The following is a 17,371-nucleotide window of genomic DNA, read 5'->3' on the forward strand; positions in this document are numbered from 1 at the left end:
GGGACAGGTGTATGGGGAACTGAGCATAATGTACGAAGGCCGACTCCCAGAGTAACGCATAGCTGGCAAAAGCAGGCGAAAATCCTGTCTGTACTTGACATGTTCAGCATGTGTTGTTATATATAAACCATGAGCTGAAAGTTCTCAAATTCGCTTTCAGCTTACCAAGTATCATAGAAGATCTATGTTTACAGAGATTTTTTCACAGGCTCCTTATTTCTAGATTCCTTTGTTTCTCAAATACCAAGCATCTCAAATTATTAAAACCAAATGGGAGTAGCTACAGGATCAATACACTGGTAGCCACTCCTATTTTATTTATAAGTCATTTTACGCTAGTCTTTCTTCGGCATAAAATCATATAAAATAACAAAAAGCTCTTTCTTAAATATGCAAGTTTTGTAATTTAACCTGCGTTCTGAAGAAAGAGCCCTTTATTTTTATATAGAAGCTATCTTAATCTAACTTGAATAACCTCATCTTATTGGTATGCAGCATTTAAAATATTGACGCAGTCCTCTTCCTTCAGTTCCATGCGGTCTCCTTCAAAGAGAAAAGCCATTGCCGATTTCGCATTAGCAGCCATTTTAGGAAATTCATCCGGAACAATGCCATAATCAGACATTTTAAGGTCAGATACATCACATTTTTCCTTTAGTTCTTCTAGCGCTATAATAAATTCCTCCGGCTTTTCCGCATCAGTTCTCCCCATTTTTTTCGCCAAAGCAACAAAACGTTCATCACACACATGGTGCTCAATCATATATGTGAAGTATGCCTTACTCAGCATAATTAAGCCCGCACCATGCGGCAATTCCTGATGATACGCCGTTAAGGCATGTTCCAAAGAATGCTCACTCATATTAGAACTTGTGCACATTTCCAAGCCTCCCAAATAATTGCCAAAGGCAACTCGTTCTCGCGCCTCTATATTAGAGCCATCTTGAACAGCCACAGGAAGCCAGGTACTAATTTGGTCAACGGCTTCAAGAGCAATCATTTCGCTCATGAGATTTGCTTTACATGACAAATATCCTTCAATATTGTGAAATAATGCATCAAATCCTTGGTAAGCAGTATATTTCGGAGTAACTGTCAACATCAATTCCGGGTCGATAATAGCCAATTTCGGAAATAGAAGCGGGCTTTTTATCGGAGTTTTTTCATTCGTTTCCGTATTCGTAATAACACCTCCAGCATCCGTTTCCGAACCCGTTCCAGCAGTCGTCGTAATCGCAATAATCGGCAAAGGGTTAACGGCAATAGGCTGCCGTTTTCCAGTACCATTCTGAATATAATCCCATAAATCACCTTTGTTTGTAGCCATAACGGCAATTGCTTTGGAAGCATCAATACAGCTGCCGCCACCTAAAGCAACAAGAAAATCACATTTTTCCTGCCGAGCAACAGCTGCCCCCATCATAACTGTTGTTTTAGTAGGATTGGGTTCGATTTGATCAAAAAGAACGGTCTCAACGCCAGCCAAGTGTAATTCTTTTTTCGTACGATTTAAATACCCATATTTCTTTGCCGAAATTCCATTAGAAAGAATCAGCAACGCCTTTTTACCTGGCATCATTTGCTCATGCAAATGATTGAGTTGGCCAACACCAAATAATGTTTTTGTAGGAATTCCAAATTGAAAAATCATAAAACATCCTCCATTTCACTAAGGGGAATATATAATAGAATATAAAAAAACTAAAGGTTTGCCACGCATGGTAAATATATACGTGACAAACCCTTCGTATTATGGCCTCAATTCATTAACTAGCCGTCCATCCGCCGTCAATTGCAATATCTGCTCCAGTAATATAACTTGCCTTATCCGATGCTAAAAAAAGAATAACGTTTGCAACTTCATCAGGAGTGCCGACACGCTTCATAGGCGTACGCGAATCTATAATCGTAGTATAAGAAGGATCTTGCAGTACCTTCTCTACTAACGGAGTAGCTATAAATGCAGGCGACACACAATTTACACGAACACCTTTTGTAGCCCATTCATTTGCCAAACCCTTAGTAAAATTGCGTATCCCAGCTTTACTTGCTCCATAGATCGATAATCTTTGCATGTTGATGTGACTTTGCAAGGATGACAAGCTAATAATAGCCCCCTTCTGTTGTTTTAACATTTCCTTACCCACTTCAACCGTGCAGAAATACGCCCCTTTCAGATTGATATTCATAATATAATCCCAATCTTCTTCTACGTAATCTACTGCATATTTTCTATTATTAACTCCAGCAGAATTAACTAACACATCAATTTTGCCAAATTGATCTATAACATCGCCGACCATTTGCTTGATCTCAGCTACTTTACTTACATCCACCGCCAAGGCGCTTGCAGAAAATCCCGCTTGCTGCAATTCATCAGCAAAAGACTGACACTCTTCCAGATGGCGGCTGGCAATAATACAATGTGCGCCTTCTTCACAAAAACGCCTTACCGTAGCAGCGCCAATTCCTTTGCTGCCCCCTGTAACTAGTACGATTTTCCCGGAAAATTCACCCATTATCATCCACACCCCTTCTCAAAAGGATACGCGCATACAGTTTCATCAATGTTCTTTAAAGTAGTCAGCGTTTTCCTTAAAACGAGTAAACAATTCACCTACGTCGCTCGAGAAGGAAACGTACTGTACGCCTCGTTTTTTCCATTCTACGGCTTTCTTCACGTCGTCGACGAAGAAGCCTACGGCTACGCCGACTTCTTTCGCCTGGGCCATGATTTCATTCATCTGTTCGATGACCTTCGGATGATCTACCTGGCCGGGGATGCCCAAGGAAGCCGAGAGATCGTAGGGGCCGACGAACAAGACGTCTACGCCTTTGACCTTCAAGATTTCCGGCAGGGCGTTGACGCCGTCCTGGCCTTCTACCTGAAGGATAACGGCCGTTTCTTCATTGGCCTTGCCGAAGAAATCGGCTTTATCGATGCTGCCGTAGCGGCCGGCGCGAACGAAGCGGTTGCAGCCGCGGCTGCCTTCCGGCGCGAATTTAGCGGCCTGTACGGCAATTTCAGCAGCTTCCTTAGCGCCGATATTCGGAATCTGAACGCCGTCGGCGCCCAAGTCCAGGGCTTTGTCGATCAATTCGGGATTGCCTTCGTATACGCGGACGATAGCCGGAATATCCGTCAATTTCGCAGCGCGGATCAAGTCGACGGTGCTTTCCAAGGAAATTTCGCCGTGCTCGTTGTCGATGATGACAAAGTCAAAGCCTGCCAAGCCAGCGATTTCTACGACGGCCGGGTAATTCATGTTGAGGAACGGCCCAAATAACCGTTCGCCATTTTTCAATCTTTCTTTAAACTTACTCATAACAACTCCTATATAATATGTAATATATGTATGTAATAAATTTATTCAACCTCAATAACTTTAGATGGGTTCATAATATTATTAGGATCCCAAGCTTTCTTCAATAAACGCATAAGTTTTAATTCACCTTCAGGAGTAAATTTTTCAAATTCCTCTTTTTTCTTATAGCCAATGCCGTGTTCGCCAGACATCTTTCCGCCCAGGCTATATACCAATGCAAAAATATCATCATCATATGCATGCAAAGTATTCGCCCATTCTTCTGGACCTTGATTATGTGTATTCAAAATATTCACATGAATATTGCCATCACCAATATGAGCTACAATACCGCCATCAATATCGTGTTTCTTCATGATATTCGGAAGTTCTGTTGTGACATTGATAATTTTATCAAGAGGAACGACATAGTCCGAACTAGCCCAAGTCAAGCAAATTTCGCGGCAAGCATCGGCAAATTGTTTTCTGGCTTCCCAAATTCGGTCATCAGCCATCAGTACCTCGACGGCACCAGCCTCATCGCATAAATCGCCTAATTTTTCCATTTTTTTATCGAGCTCATCTTGATCGTATGATTCAACAGTAATAATATCATACACGCCATTTTTCTTAGCATACGGCAAATCGCATTTAATAAAATCGCCGCTAATAACAATAGCCCGGTTATCCATATATTCAATGCTTGTCGGCTCAATACCTGCCTTCAAAATCTTTCTCGGCAAAGCTAACGCTTTTGCAGGATCATCAAAAATAGCAACGATATCGAAGGAATACGGCGGCAGCATCCTCAATTTTAACGTCGCTTCTGTAATAATTCCCAGTGTACCTTCAGATCCACAGATCAATTGCTCTAAACAGTATCCCGTGCTGCATTTTTCTAACCGGGCACCAACTTTTACAATGTCGCCAAGCGGTGTTACAACAGTAAGGTCATAGATTTGATGACGAGTCGTACCATAACGAACAGCTTTGTTTCCCCCAGCGTTGGTTGCTAAATTTCCGCCTATCTGACAACTTTCAGCACTGCACGGATCGCCGGCATACAATAATCCTTTTGCTTTCGCAGCTTGCTGCAAATCAACAGTACGAACGCCTGGCTGAACCACGCAGTACAAGTTTTCGGCATCCATTTCAAGAATCTGATTCATTCGTTCTAATTCTATAACAATTCCATGATGCACAGGAATCGCCCCGCAAGATAGCCCTGTTCCAGCCGAACGCGGCGTAATTGGAACTAAGTATTTATTAGCTAACTTAACAACTTCGGCAACTTCTTCAGTAGAAGCCGGAAATACAACAACTTCAGGATAACTGAAATAAATAGAATTCCCTTCTTCGTCAGTCTTATAAATCTCTAATTTATCCGGATCCGTCGTAGCATATTTATCTCCGACAATTTTCTTTAATTCATTGACAACTTCATCTGTCACAGGATTGTATTTCATAAGTATTCCACCCTTTCTATAGCTCTACATGTTTGATAAAAAGACCTTTTTTTGCAGACCGATAGGTGACCTCAAAAAAGGTCTTTTCATTATTTCGCCAAATTCAATAAAAGTTAAATTACTCCATCCCAATTTTCTTATCAAAATTGATTAAAACAGGGAATAAACCCGTTCCAAGGGCTAAAGCAATAAATAACATCAAAGCCCAATAATACGAACCAGTAGCTCCAACAATCAACCCGACAACGATAGGAACAACTGCACCACCAACATTGCCAAACATATTCATAATGCCACTGAGAGTGCCACTATATTGCCGATCCGCAACAATCGACGGTAAAGACCAGTACATTGTTCCACACCATTTTTCAAAAAACATCGAGATACTAAGCATCGCAATAGCAAAGTAGATATCTGTTGCTACTGAAAGCAAATACATCGGAACAGCAATGCATACACCTAACAGAGGAAATAACCGTCTGAATACGGCATTAGTATCTTTTGCACTTTGACGAATTTTATCAGTAACGACACCGCCTAATAATTGTCCAACAGTTCCTACTGCATAAATTAAGAAAATAGACCAACCTAAATCTTTAATATTCAGATGATGTACTGCCGCCAAATATAAGGCGCCCCAGGTCATTAAACCATACCAAAATGCATCATAAGCGCCAAATCCCAGACATACTCCCCAGAAACTCCGTGAACCTAAATATGTCGTAGCCGTTGAACCAGATTTTGCATCATCCATGTTTTGGCCGCTTAAAGAACTAGCATCCTCTTCTTCAAAAGCTTTGCGTAAATATTCACGTTCCGCTTCATTAATGCTCTTATTCGTTTCCGGTGTAGATCCAATAATGGGTTTACAAGCTAGCACTACAATAATTGTTAATACGCCTGCTGCAATTAAAGCGCCACGCCAACCGTCAAGAAAAGCTACAAATAGCGCACATAACGGTGCTCCTAACGCATTCCCCAAAGCCGAACCGGAATCCATTAATGCAGCGCCTTTACCACGTTCATTTTTAGTCAGCCAGACAGACTGTAATTTCCCTCCAGAGGGATAAATCGGAGCTTCTGAAATACCCAATAATGCACGAATAGCAATAAACATTGTGCTATTATGGATAAATCCAGTAAAAATCTGAAATATCCCCCACAAGATCCCTGTACCGACAATAACTTTACCGGGTGCAAATTAAATTTATCGCATAACCATCCAGAAGGTATCTGCATTACTACATAGCCCCAAAAAAATGCACTCAGAATGACACCTACAAGTTCAGGGCTAAATTGCAAATCTTCCTGAATCATAGGCATTAATACAGAAATAACAGCACGGTCTACGTAGTTGATAGTAACGAGAATCAGCAATGCTAAAAACACTCGCCATCGAACGTTTGTAGGTTTTTGAGTTAATTGAGTCATAAAAATTTCACCATCTTTCTAAAAATATCGCTAAACCTTAAAACTTGCAATATGTGCCTCATAAAAGCCTCCGGAGCAAATATCCGCACACACTATATATATAACCCTGCGCAGGTTACAAGCCCTTCGATAAAAATCCATCAGTTATTTAACTGAATTCGATAAAGTCCCAATGTCAGATATAGTTATTTCTACTAAATCTCCAGAACGAAGATATTTAGGCGGCGTAAAACCTACCCCTACGCCAGAAGGAGTACCAGTTGCAATAACATCACCTGCATAAAGAGTAGTCCCTTCCGATAAAGTTTGAATTATTTTAGAAATGGAAAAAATAAATTCCTTAGTGGTAGCATGTTGCCGTATTTCTCCATTAACCTTAGTCATAATTTCAAAAAAACTTGGGGCTTCATCTTTTAGTAAAATACACGGTCCCATAGGAGCAAATGTATTAAGGCTCTTCCCATGAAACCATTGCCCATGTTTACTTTGTAAATCTCTCGCAGAAACATCGTTTAGAATAGTATATCCATACACATACTCCATTGCATTTTCTGCCGATATATTCATACCTGTTTTACCAATAACAACAGCTAGCTCCCCCTCATAATCTAATGCCTTCGTTATCATTGGATGGGAATCAATCAATTCTTCAGGTCCAATAATTGCCGAAGCAGCTTTTGTAAAAATAACTGGACATGACGGTAATTTTTTTTGTATTTCCATATTAAAATTTTTTTCAAATTCACCTACATGTTCTACATAATTTTCGCCAATACAAAATATATTTCTTCTCAAATTCATAATAGGTGCAGTAATAGTGATAGCATCAATATTTAATGATTTAATAACGCAATGTTCTTTTTTTAACTTAGCTTTCAGCCTATTTAATCCATTAGGTCCTAAAGAAATAAAATCTAAAAGGTTTTCAGGAAGGTGTACCGATATTGCGTGAGATAAATTTTCTGCACTATACACTTCATCCCCATCCAGTATCCCCCATTGGAGTTTGTTATTGCACTTAAAAGATACTAATTTTCTTATATTCATGACTATCACCTTTTACCACATTTATAAACGCCCTCGGCATTCTTAATTACGAATTATTTCGTATTTACGTTTGTATTTATATTTTTGCACGTTATACAATTAAAGTCAATACTTTATCATGAGTATATCTCATTTGCATTATTTAATACAAAGAATCTCTTTTATACATATTTAAATAAAATAATTTGTTAAAAAACATAATAACTACAACCAAATTATTATAAAATGCTAATAAGAACGCTTTCTAACACCTTCTTATAATTTTTATTAAATTATTTACTTAGCTTTATTGCAAAAAATTTCTCAAGGCATACTAAAAATCTCAATTAAAAAGAATGGTTTCAATGAAACTCTTAATCTACTCATATTTTATACTGTTATCTCCATTATAAAAATCCATATCTTATTCACAGTTACACTAAGATTCAATATAATCTTTTACAAATTCATCTTCACCATCATATATCATTAGTACAAGTTATCTACCAAAGAGATATTTCATCAATTCATACCCTTTTTTGTATACATTGATATAAATAAACATACAAAAGCTTGATCTTGCCATCTTCTAAAAAGATGACACCTCAAATACATTCACATAAAAATATTTATCTGACCAGCTTCAATAGTATTGCCATAAAAGCTCCGAATGAGCATAAAACGATCTTCATCCTACTAAATTATTAGAATATCATAAATACAGATAAAGGCTTGCCGCACATGCAAGTATGCATGTGCGATAAGCTTTTTCCTTATGTCCAAAATTATTGACTAACCGGTTTGGAGTACTTGTAAATATAGTTGATACGATACACAGTTCACATGAATCACTTTATAATCACTCGTCTTTCAAATCATTAAAAAATGCGCATTCCAATATTACGCCTTTCATATCCTTACATGATTTACATATTTGCAAATCATTCCCCTTACTTCTCGGTCAGAAAGAAAAATGTATTTTATCTCTTATGCTTTTAAAATATCAGCACCTACTTTTTTATTCAAATTCATAATTAATGGGAAGAAACTAATTCCTAATGCAAAAGCTAAGAATAGAATGATTGCCCAATAATAGTTCCCCGTCGCCATAACAATGATACCGACTAAAACAGGAACAATTGCGCCACCAACATTTCCTAACATATTCATAAATCCTGCAACGATACCAACATCGTCTCGTTGCGATATTGTTGCGGGTAAACTCCAGAATGTACAACCCACCCAACGTTCACAAAACATCGCAAAGGATAAATAAATGATCGCCATGGTAATGCTAGTTGCATTGCTCAAGAAATACATAGCTATAGCCATCAAAACACCTAAAATTCCAAAAGACCATTTGACAATCTTATTAGGGTCAATTCCCTTTTCTTTTAGATGATCAATAAAAAATCCTCCAAATAATTCACCAATAACGCCAACGCCAAAAACGATAAATATGGACGTGCCTATTGTCATAATGTTGACATTAAAAACTTGTGATAAGTACATGGGTCCCCATGTCATCAATCCGTACCAAAAGCAATCATAACAAATAAATCCCAAAGTCATTCCCCAAAATGTAAAACTTTTTAAATATCTTGTTAATCCAACAGATAATTTTTGATTTGCATCTCCAGATATTTTATATTCATCTTTTAACGCATTATCTATATATTCACGTTCTGCAGCATTAATTCTTGGACTTGTATCTGGCGTAGCTTTACAAAACGGATAACATAATAAAACTACCAAGATGGTCAAAATACCCGCTCCCATTAAAGCACCTCGCCATCCCCCAAACCAAGCAAGGAAAGCTACAATCAATGGACCTCCAATAGCAGTGCCCAAAGGCGAGCCAGCATCAACAATAGCAGCTCCACGAGTCCGTTCATTCTTTGTTAGCCATACAGATTGTAATTTACTACTAGCGGGATAAATAGGGGCTTCAGAAGCTCCCAATAGTGCTCGAACAATCATAAAAGCAGTACTGCTGTGAAGACAACCTGTAATCATTTGAAAAACGCCCCACAAAATACCTGAGCCTAAAATAGTCTTTCCCGGACCAAACCTATCTGCAAACCATCCTGCTGGAATTTGCATTACAGTATATCCCCAAAAAAATGCACTTAAAATAACGCCAACCAATTCTGGACCAAACTGAAGTTCTTCTTCAATTGCAGGCATACATACAGAAATAACAGCACGGTCAATGTAGTTGACTGTACATAATGCAAATAAAGAAGCAAATACCATCCATCTCACTTTCGTAGGTTTTTCGTTGTTCATTCTACCCTCTCCTTTTTTTGTTTCTTAATACGAATTAATTCGTATTTACGTTTTTTTTATGTTTATATTATTGCACGCTACACATAAAACGTCAATATTTAATCATGAATATATTTTATTAGTATCATTCAACAAATGAAATGCATTTTATTCATAATTTTATTCATAAAAACCATTTACATTCCATCATTTATAGCACATAAATCACCTGCTTAAATCACAAAAAATAAACCAGTACCAATGTAAGAACTCCTTACATTGGTACTGGTTTATACCTAACCTATAATGCTTGAATGGATTACCATTGGTTATCCGTGTATATTTAATTTTCTTCTATTTCCTCTTTTTCTTCATGAACAACACGCTTCGAACCGTGCTTCTTTGCCGTATAATTTTTCCATACGACCCACAGGGACGTATCTACGCAGATGGACGAGTAGGCGCCGCTGATGAAGCCGATGAGCATGACCAGGGAGAAATTCTTCGTCGATTCGCCGCCGAAGAAATGGAGGGCACCGCAGGCAAAGAGTACCGTCGTCAGCGTGTAGATACTGCGGTGGATGCTCTGGGAAATGCTGTCGTGAGCCAGCTTTTCATACGTATCCGTGCGGCGGTGGGTCCTCGTGTTTTCGCGGACGCGGTCGAAGATGACGACGGCTTCGTTCATGGAGTAGCCGACGACCGTCAGGATAGCCGCCAGGAAGGAGGCGTCGATTTCCAGCTGGAAGAAGGAGAAAAAGCCCAATACCATGATCAAGTCATGGAGGATGGATACGATAGCCGAAATGGCGATCTTATATTCAAAGCGGAAGGAAATATAGGCCGCCAGGGCGATAAAGGCCACGGCCAGGCTGGTCACGGCATTTTTCGTGACTTCCGAGCCGATGACGGCGCCGACCGATTCGATACGCTTCACTTCCGCTCCGCCCAGCTTTTCGTTAAGCTGATCGGAAATGGCCTTGCTTTCGTCGCTTTCCAGATTGCGCATGCGGATCATCACTTCCTGGGACGATTCCTGATCCGTTACGCCCGACAGCTGGATGACGCTGTTTTCCAAATTCATATTGGAGTCGTCGATGACTTCGCGCACCTGGGCGACCGTGACGGGTTGCTTGAACTGCAAGTCCAAAATCGTACCGCCCGTATAGTCGATGCCGAAGTTAAAGCCGTTGATAAAGATGGAGATGACGCTCAGGACGACCAGGACGGACGACAGGGTAAACCACCATTTCTTATGGGCTACAATATCAAAACTCATTTCCGTCCCCCCTTTTTGAGCATGTGTTCCGGCACCTTGCGGTTCAATCCATAGAACCACGGATTGGTGAGGAGATTCGTGTTAATGAACCAGGTCAGCAGGGAACGGCTGACGATAATAGCCGTAAACATGCTGACGATGAGGCCCAAGGCCAGGTTGACGGCAAAGCCTTTGACCGTGCCGGCCCCCATGACGATGAGGACGATAGCTGCGATCATAACCGATACGTTGGCGTCGAGAATCGTATGGAAGGCCCGCTTAAATCCAGCCTCCATCGACGTTCGCAAGGTCTTCCCTACGAGCACTTCTTCCTTAAATCGTTCGAAGATCAGTATATTGGCGTCGACGGCAAAGCCCATGGACAGGATGATCCCCGCAATGCCAGGCAGGGTCAGCGTCGCGTCGAGGTATTTCAAAATAGACAGCAGGATCAGGACGTATACCAGCAGGGCTACGTTGGCGACGATGCCGGACATGCGATATACGACGACCAGGAAAATCATGATCAGGACGATGCCGATGGCAAAGGCCTTTTCGCTCTTAATCTTCGAGTCCTGGCCCAGGCTCGGCCCGATAGTCCGCACTTCCATGACCTTCAGCTTGACAGGCAATGCACCGGAACGGAGCAGAATTGCCAGATTTTTAGCTTCTTCCAGCGTACGGCTGCCGGTGATGACGGCCTTGCCGCCGGTAATCGGTTCGTTGACGACGGGAGCCGTCAATACTTCGCCGTCCAGCAAGATGGCGATTTTATGGCCTACGTTGGCCGCCGTCAAATCGGCGAACTTGTCGGCGCCTTCGTCGGTAAATTCAATGGCGACGACGTTCTGGTTTCCGTTTTCGATTTGCTCCTTCGCCGTTTTCAAATCCTTACCGGTCAGGCGCGTCGCGCCGCTTTCATCTTTAAATTCCATGACGGCCGTCTTGCCGATCGTTTCGATGGCTTTTTCCGGATTCTTTTCGCCGGGCAGCTCAACGATGATGCGGCGGGCGCCTTCCTTCTGCACCAGCGGTTCCGTCAGGCCCATTTCATTGATACGCCGTTCGACGATAGAGACGGCGCGGTTCAGCGAGTCCTCCGTGACCGGCGCATCGGGCGTATCTTCCGCTTCCAGGACGATATGCGTGCCGCCCTGCAAATCCAGGCCCTGTTTAATCGAGTTGGCCAGCGGATAAATGAAGGTCAGGAACACGCCCAATATAATGGCGACCGCCCCAAAAAACTTTATCATATTACGGGTCCGCAACAGGTTTCCCTCCTCTTATAAATACAGTAGTCTATACTATAAACGGCGGCGTTCCGCCGTCTGCTTCGTCATGCTTCCCCAAGGCCCGGCCTTCGCCGGCCCATGCAAAAAGGCCATGAACCGGCCCGCCCAGAAATGGCGCGGAGCCGGTCATTCATGGCTTTTCAAAGGTGTTACTTCGCGTCCTGCGATTCTTCAGTTTTCTTTTCTTCAGCCGGAGCTGCTGTTTCAGCCTGTGCTGGTTCGGCAGCCTTCGGTTCTGCCGGCGTTGCGTCGGCCTGTTTTGCTTCCGCCCCTTTTTCTACAGGCTTCGGATCAGCTTTCTTTTCCGCCTTTTTGGATTTCTTCCCTTCCGACCGATCCTGCTTTCCCAAGACCTGGTTGACGGCGTTGCGCGTAATCTTGATTTCTACCTTATCGGCTACGCGGATGACGAGATATTCGTCGTGAAGAGATACGATCGTGCCGTAAATACCTCCGGCAGTGATAATCTTAACTCCTGCTTTCAGGCTGTTCAGCATTTCCTGGCGCTGTTTCTGCTGCTTTTTCTGCGGACGCCAAAGCATGAAATAGAAAATGACTACCATGAGGATAATCGGCCAAAAGGCGTTTAACTGTTCCATCATGTCCACTGTATTCACCTCCAACATTTAGTGATATGGTATATATGCAAGATACGAAATATTATGCATCTTGATATCGCTTCCAAAATTCCTGCCGGAATTGACGGAATGTGCCGTCCAGAATAGACTGGCGCATGTCCCGCATAAACTGCAGCAGGAAATACAAATTATGAATGCTGACCAATCGATATGCCAGCAGCTCCTCCGCTTTGAAGAGATGGCGGATATAGGCCCGCGTATAGTTGCGGCACGTGTAGCAGCCGCAGCCTTCTTCAATGGGCGAGAAATCCCTGGCGTATTTTGCGTTGCGCACGGTCAGCCGGCCCGTATGGGTCATGGCCATGCCGTTGCGGGCTACGCGCGTCGGGAAGACGCAGTCGAACATATCTACGCCGCGGGCTACGCCCTCGACGAGGCAGTCCGGCGTGCCGACGCCCATGAGGTACCGGGCTTTCGTCTGCGGCAGGTAGGGCGTCGTATGATCTAGTATATCATACATTATATCCTTAGATTCGCCAACACTCAAGCCGCCGATGCCATATCCGTCAAAATTCATGTCTACTAATTCTTCACAGCTCTTGCGGCGCAGGTCCACATACATGCCGCCCTGGACGATGCCGAACAAGCCCTGCGTATCGCTATGGTGGTGATCCAGGCAGCGCTTGGCCCAGCGGCTCGTCCGCTCCGTCGAATGGAGGGTGTAGTCGTAGTCCGAAGGGTACGGGATGCACTCGTCGAAGGCCATGGCGATATCAGAATTAAGGGCCATCTGCACGTCCATAGATACTTCAGGCGACAGGAATTTCTTCGAGCCGTCCAAATGAGAGCGGAAGGTTACGCCTTCTTCCGTAATCTTGCGCATCTGCCCCAGGCTGAATACTTGAAATCCGCCGCTGTCCGTCAGGATAGCCTGCTTCCAGTTCATAAACTTGTGCAGGCCGCCGGCTTCCTTGACCAGGTCTTCGCCGGGCCGCAGGAACAGGTGATACGTATTGCTCAGGATGACCTGGGCGCCCATGTCGTACAGCTCTTCCGGCGACAAGGTCTTGACCGTCGCCTGCGTGCCTACGGGCATAAACATAGGCGTCTTGAAGGTTCCGTGAGGCGTGCGCAGGATGCCGGCTCTGGCGCCGTCGCATTCGGCCTGCAGTTCGTAAGTAATAACCAACGTCGTGTCCTCCTATCGTATAAACATGGCGTCGCCGAAGCTGAAGAAACGGTATTTTTCCTGCACGGCAATTTCATACGCCTTTAAGATTTTTTCTCTCGTAGACATAGCGCTGATGAGCATGAGGAGCGTCGACTCGGGCAGGTGGAAATTCGTGACCAGCGCGTCGACGATGTGGAAGGTGTAGCCGGGATAGATGAAAATATTCGTCCAGCCCGATCCGGCCTGCAGCACGCCCGTCGTACCGGCGCTTTCCAGCGTCCGTATAGACGTCGTGCCGACGGCTACGATGCGCCGGCCTTCAGCCTTCGCCCGGTTAATCGTCTGGGCCGCTTCTTCCGTAATGCTGTAAAATTCGCTGTGCATTTCGTGGTCTTCGATGTTTTCCTCTTCTACGGGCCGGAACGTCCCCAAGCCGACGTGCAGCGTGACGAAGACCAACTCTACGCCCTTGGCCTTGATGCGTTCCAGCAGCTCGTCCGTAAAATGGAGCCCCGCCGTCGGCGCCGCCGCCGAGCCCCGTTCGCGAGCGTATACTGTCTGGTATTCGTCGGGATCTTCCAGCTTTTCGTGAATGTACGGCGGCAGGGGCATTTCGCCGATCTTGTCGATAATATCGTCGAATACGCCGTCGTATTCAAATTTGACGATGCGGCCGCCGAAGTCGGTACGGTCCAGTATCTGGCAGGTCAGGCCTTCGGGAAACTCGATAACCGCCCCGGGCAGGGCCCGTTTCCCCGGCTTGACCAGCACTTCCCACGTATCCTCGCCGACGGGCGTCAGCAGCAGCACTTCGACCTTGCCGCCTGTCGGCGACTTTTTCCCGTACAGGCGGGCCGGGATGACCCGGGAATCGTTAAATACCAGGACGTCGCCCTGATGGAGCTCGTCGATCAAATCGTAAAAATGCTTGTGTTCCACAGCCCCGCTCTGCCGGTCGTACAGCATGAGGCGGGCGTGATCCCGCTGCTCTGCCGGGTGCTGGGCAATCAATTCTTTTGGCAAATCATAATAAAAATCACTAAGTTTCAACGTACTGTCTCCTTAACCTATCTTGTCAAGCTTTACGCCCGTATAGTAATGCTGCAGTATCTTGCGGTACGTATTCTTGGCATTTTTCTGTTCCTGGGCCATCTGGTATGCGCCGTACTGGCTCATCCCCAGGCCGTGGCCCCATCCGAAGCCGTAAATCGTAATGGGCTTCTTGTCTTTAATTTTAAAGGTCGTCTTGCGGGACGATTTTTTCTTATTCTCTTTCTTACTGTCTTTCTGCTTCTTTTCCGTCCCCTGATAGATGTCAAACAAGGTGCTCTTCAGTCCCATGATGGACTGGAAGGCGTTGCCCGTCAGCCTGACGCTTCCCGACGAGCCCTGAATCGTCATGGACAGGACGCGGCCGGATATGCCGCGGTCGGACACGTCCATGGGCCGCTTGCCCAAGGGCGACAAGGTAATGGACTTTATCTTGCCGACATTTTTACCGGCTGCTTTCAGGTTCGCCGCCAGCTTTTCCGGCGTCGTCGTCACGGTCCAGCTGTAGGACGGCATCTTTTCGCTTCTATCGACGACGCCCCGCAGGTAAGGCACGTAATTGCCCCACACGTTTTCGCTGTGTTCCGTCCAGCCGCCGGCAGTGGCGCAGAAAATCGCCTCGATGGGCTTGCCCTTATACGTCAGGATTTCGCCCTTCGTCGCGTCGACGGCGCTGATAATGGACGGCGATTCGCCGTTGATGCCGGCGTAAACCTGGCTGCGCGTGTCGTCGGTCATATCGAAGCCCTTGTTTCGGAAGGAGTTCTTATGATACACGGCGTAGGTCCGGGCCGCGACGGCCTGGGCTTTCAGCGCTTCGGAGCTCCACGACGGCGACATTTCCTTGCCGACGACGCCGTATAAATACTGCTCTAGGGGCACGACGTTGACTACGGTGATCCCCGAAGCCTTCGACGGCTGCATGCACTCGATGGAGCCGCGGTACGAATAGCCGTCGGTCAGCTTGACGACGCCCTTTTTCAAGGGCCGTACCGACACAGCCCCCTTGCTCTTCGAGCCGTTGACGACGAGGTCTTTTCCCTTGAGTTCTATCTTAACTGGTTTATTCGCCCCTACCTTTTTCCACAGGGAACCGTTTTTATAAACGGCCGCCCCCTGGGTTCCGATGATGGATACAGATTTGCTCCCTTCACGGATGCCGATGCGCAGCGTCTGGTCCGAGCCGGCGCAGAAAGCCGTCGCCGTCAGGCAGACAAATAATGCCGCCGCGGCGAGGACGCGAAGTAGTCGCGTTTTAATCATAGGTCTTCCCTCCTGTTAATGACGGAAAAATATATTCAGAATGAGGGTCAGCACGACGCTGATGATGAGGCAGGTTACGATGGGAAAATGAAAGGATACGTTTCCCTTCGTAAAATTCAAATCGCCGGGCAGGTTGCCTAGAAAACGGCTTACGCCGATGTGCTCCAGCGCCAGCCAGACAAAGCCGGCCGCAATAAACAACGCGCCGATTAAAATTAAGGTTTTCGCCATATATACCTCCTAAAATAACGAAGAGCCTTTGCCTTCCGACGGCGACGGCAATCCCAGATGGGCGTAAGCCGCCTCCGTTACGACCCGTCCCCGCGGCGTGCGGTTCAAAAAGCCGAGCTGCATGAGGAAGGGTTCGTACACGTCTTCGACGGCGTCGACGGACTCGCTGATCGCCGCGGCGATCGTATCGAGGCCGACAGGGCCGCCGCCGAATTTTTCAATGATGACCTGCAAGACCCGCCGATCCGTCCGGTCCAGGCCGCAGGCGTCGACCTCCAGCCGGTCCAAGGCTTTTCCGGCCAAAGCCGATGAAATCGTCTGCTCGCCGGCTACCTGGGCGAAATCGCGGACCCGCTTCAGCAGGCGGTTGGCGATTCGCGGCGTGCCCCGCGAGCGACGCGCCACTTCCAACGCGCCGGCATCGTCGATTTCTACGTTTAAAATATCGGCAGTCCGTTTGATAATCAGCACCAGCTCTTCGGGCCGGTAAAATTCCAGCCGGCAGATGACGCCGAAGCGGTCGCGCAGCGGCGGCGCCAGACGGCCGACCTGGGTCGTCGCGCCGACGAGGGTAAAGGGCGGCAGGTCGATGCGCACCGACCGGGCGCTTGGCCCCTTGCCGATGACGATGTCCAGAGCGTAGTCTTCCATCGCCGCGTACAGCACTTCTTCCACGCTGTGGGACAAGCGGTGTATTTCGTCGATAAACAGCAAGTCCCGCTCCTGCAAGTTCGTCAGCAGGGCCGCCAAATCGCCGGGCCGCTCGATAGCCGGCCCCGACGTAATGCGCAGGTTGACGCCCAGCTCATTGGCGATGATGCCGGCCATCGTCGTCTTGCCCAGCCCAGGCGGGCCGTACAGCAGCACGTGATCCAGCGCTTCCTGCCGCAGCTTTGCCGCCTGGATAAAGACTTCCAAGTTCTGTTTAACCTTCTGTTGTCCTATATATTCTTTTAAATAGTGGGGACGCAGGCTGTACTGCCAGGAATCTCCCGCAATCGGGCCTGTCTCCACAATGCGATGCTCTTCCAC

17 protein-coding genes are annotated in these 17,371 nt (G+C 45.7%); all 17 read right to left on the reverse strand.

The window, feature by feature from the left end; all coding sequences use genetic code 11:
* Positions 1-481: 481 nt before the first annotated feature.
* A complete protein-coding gene (locus tag CJ260_RS05555) occupies positions 482-1,651 on the reverse strand; it encodes an iron-containing alcohol dehydrogenase (protein ID WP_095629499.1) in 1,170 nt (389 codons plus the stop codon).
* A gap of 115 nt (positions 1,652-1,766) precedes the next feature.
* Positions 1,767-2,525: an SDR family NAD(P)-dependent oxidoreductase gene (locus tag CJ260_RS05560; protein WP_095629500.1), complete on the reverse strand. Its 759-nt coding sequence runs from the start codon at positions 2,523-2,525 to the stop codon at positions 1,767-1,769.
* Positions 2,526-2,564: 39 nt separating this feature from the next.
* A complete protein-coding gene (locus CJ260_RS05565) occupies positions 2,565-3,326 on the reverse strand; it encodes an HpcH/HpaI aldolase/citrate lyase family protein (protein ID WP_095629501.1) in 762 nt (253 codons plus the stop codon).
* 41 nt (positions 3,327-3,367) lie between these two features.
* Complete coding sequence (locus CJ260_RS05570) at positions 3,368-4,777, reverse strand: FAD-binding oxidoreductase (RefSeq protein ID WP_095629502.1); 1,410 nt, start codon at positions 4,775-4,777, stop codon at positions 3,368-3,370.
* A 112-nt stretch (positions 4,778-4,889) separates the two neighbouring features.
* Positions 4,890-5,918, reverse strand: a complete 1,029-nt coding sequence (locus CJ260_RS05575; protein WP_369831709.1) for an MFS transporter — start codon at positions 5,916-5,918, stop codon at positions 4,890-4,892.
* Complete coding sequence (locus tag CJ260_RS13415) at positions 5,804-6,202, reverse strand: MFS transporter (protein WP_095629504.1); 399 nt, start codon at positions 6,200-6,202, stop codon at positions 5,804-5,806. Before CJ260_RS13415 ends, CJ260_RS05575 begins: the two co-directional genes overlap by 115 nt.
* Positions 6,203-6,346: 144 nt before the next feature.
* Complete coding sequence (locus CJ260_RS05585) at positions 6,347-7,249, reverse strand: fumarylacetoacetate hydrolase family protein (RefSeq protein ID WP_095629505.1); 903 nt, start codon at positions 7,247-7,249, stop codon at positions 6,347-6,349.
* A gap of 966 nt (positions 7,250-8,215) precedes the next feature.
* The gene (locus CJ260_RS05590) at positions 8,216-9,517 is read right to left on the reverse strand and encodes an MFS transporter (RefSeq protein WP_095629506.1); all 1,302 of its coding nucleotides are present in this window, start codon (positions 9,515-9,517) and stop codon (positions 8,216-8,218) included.
* A 322-nt stretch (positions 9,518-9,839) separates the two neighbouring features.
* On the reverse strand, positions 9,840-10,775 hold the full coding sequence (gene secF / locus CJ260_RS05595; protein ID WP_087478050.1) for a protein translocase subunit SecF: 936 nt from the start codon (positions 10,773-10,775) through the stop codon (positions 9,840-9,842).
* On the reverse strand, positions 10,772-12,007 hold the full coding sequence (gene secD / locus CJ260_RS05600; protein ID WP_087478049.1) for a protein translocase subunit SecD: 1,236 nt from the start codon (positions 12,005-12,007) through the stop codon (positions 10,772-10,774). The genes secF and secD overlap by 4 nt, the downstream gene beginning before the upstream one ends.
* Before the next feature lie 46 nt (positions 12,008-12,053).
* Positions 12,054-12,176 (reverse strand): hypothetical protein, encoded by a 123-nt coding sequence (locus CJ260_RS13315; protein WP_255378468.1) that lies wholly within the window; start codon positions 12,174-12,176, stop codon positions 12,054-12,056.
* Positions 12,177-12,195: 19 nt separating this feature from the next.
* The gene (yajC, locus tag CJ260_RS13420) at positions 12,196-12,648 is read right to left on the reverse strand and encodes a preprotein translocase subunit YajC (protein WP_331225480.1); all 453 of its coding nucleotides are present in this window, start codon (positions 12,646-12,648) and stop codon (positions 12,196-12,198) included.
* Between the two features lie 58 nt (positions 12,649-12,706).
* Positions 12,707-13,813 carry a tRNA guanosine(34) transglycosylase Tgt gene (gene tgt / locus CJ260_RS05610; protein WP_087478047.1) on the reverse strand — a complete coding sequence of 369 codons (1,107 nt, stop codon included), beginning with the start codon at positions 13,811-13,813 and terminating at the stop codon, positions 12,707-12,709.
* Positions 13,814-13,825: 12 nt separating this feature from the next.
* On the reverse strand, positions 13,826-14,845 hold the full coding sequence (queA, locus tag CJ260_RS05615; protein WP_087478046.1) for a tRNA preQ1(34) S-adenosylmethionine ribosyltransferase-isomerase QueA: 1,020 nt from the start codon (positions 14,843-14,845) through the stop codon (positions 13,826-13,828).
* Between the two features lie 12 nt (positions 14,846-14,857).
* Positions 14,858-16,108, reverse strand: a complete 1,251-nt coding sequence (locus CJ260_RS05620; protein ID WP_095629507.1) for a SpoIID/LytB domain-containing protein — start codon at positions 16,106-16,108, stop codon at positions 14,858-14,860.
* A 15-nt stretch (positions 16,109-16,123) separates the two neighbouring features.
* Positions 16,124-16,339, reverse strand: coding sequence for a DUF2905 domain-containing protein (locus tag CJ260_RS05625; RefSeq protein ID WP_087478044.1), 216 nt, complete (start codon positions 16,337-16,339; stop codon positions 16,124-16,126).
* A 9-nt stretch (positions 16,340-16,348) separates the two neighbouring features.
* Positions 16,349-17,371, reverse strand: a complete 1,023-nt coding sequence (gene ruvB / locus CJ260_RS05630; RefSeq protein ID WP_087478043.1) for a Holliday junction branch migration DNA helicase RuvB — start codon at positions 17,369-17,371, stop codon at positions 16,349-16,351.

Source organism: Megasphaera sp. ASD88 (genome assembly GCF_002287425.1).
Classification (GTDB): Bacteria; Bacillota; Negativicutes; order Veillonellales; family Megasphaeraceae; genus Megasphaera; species Megasphaera stantonii.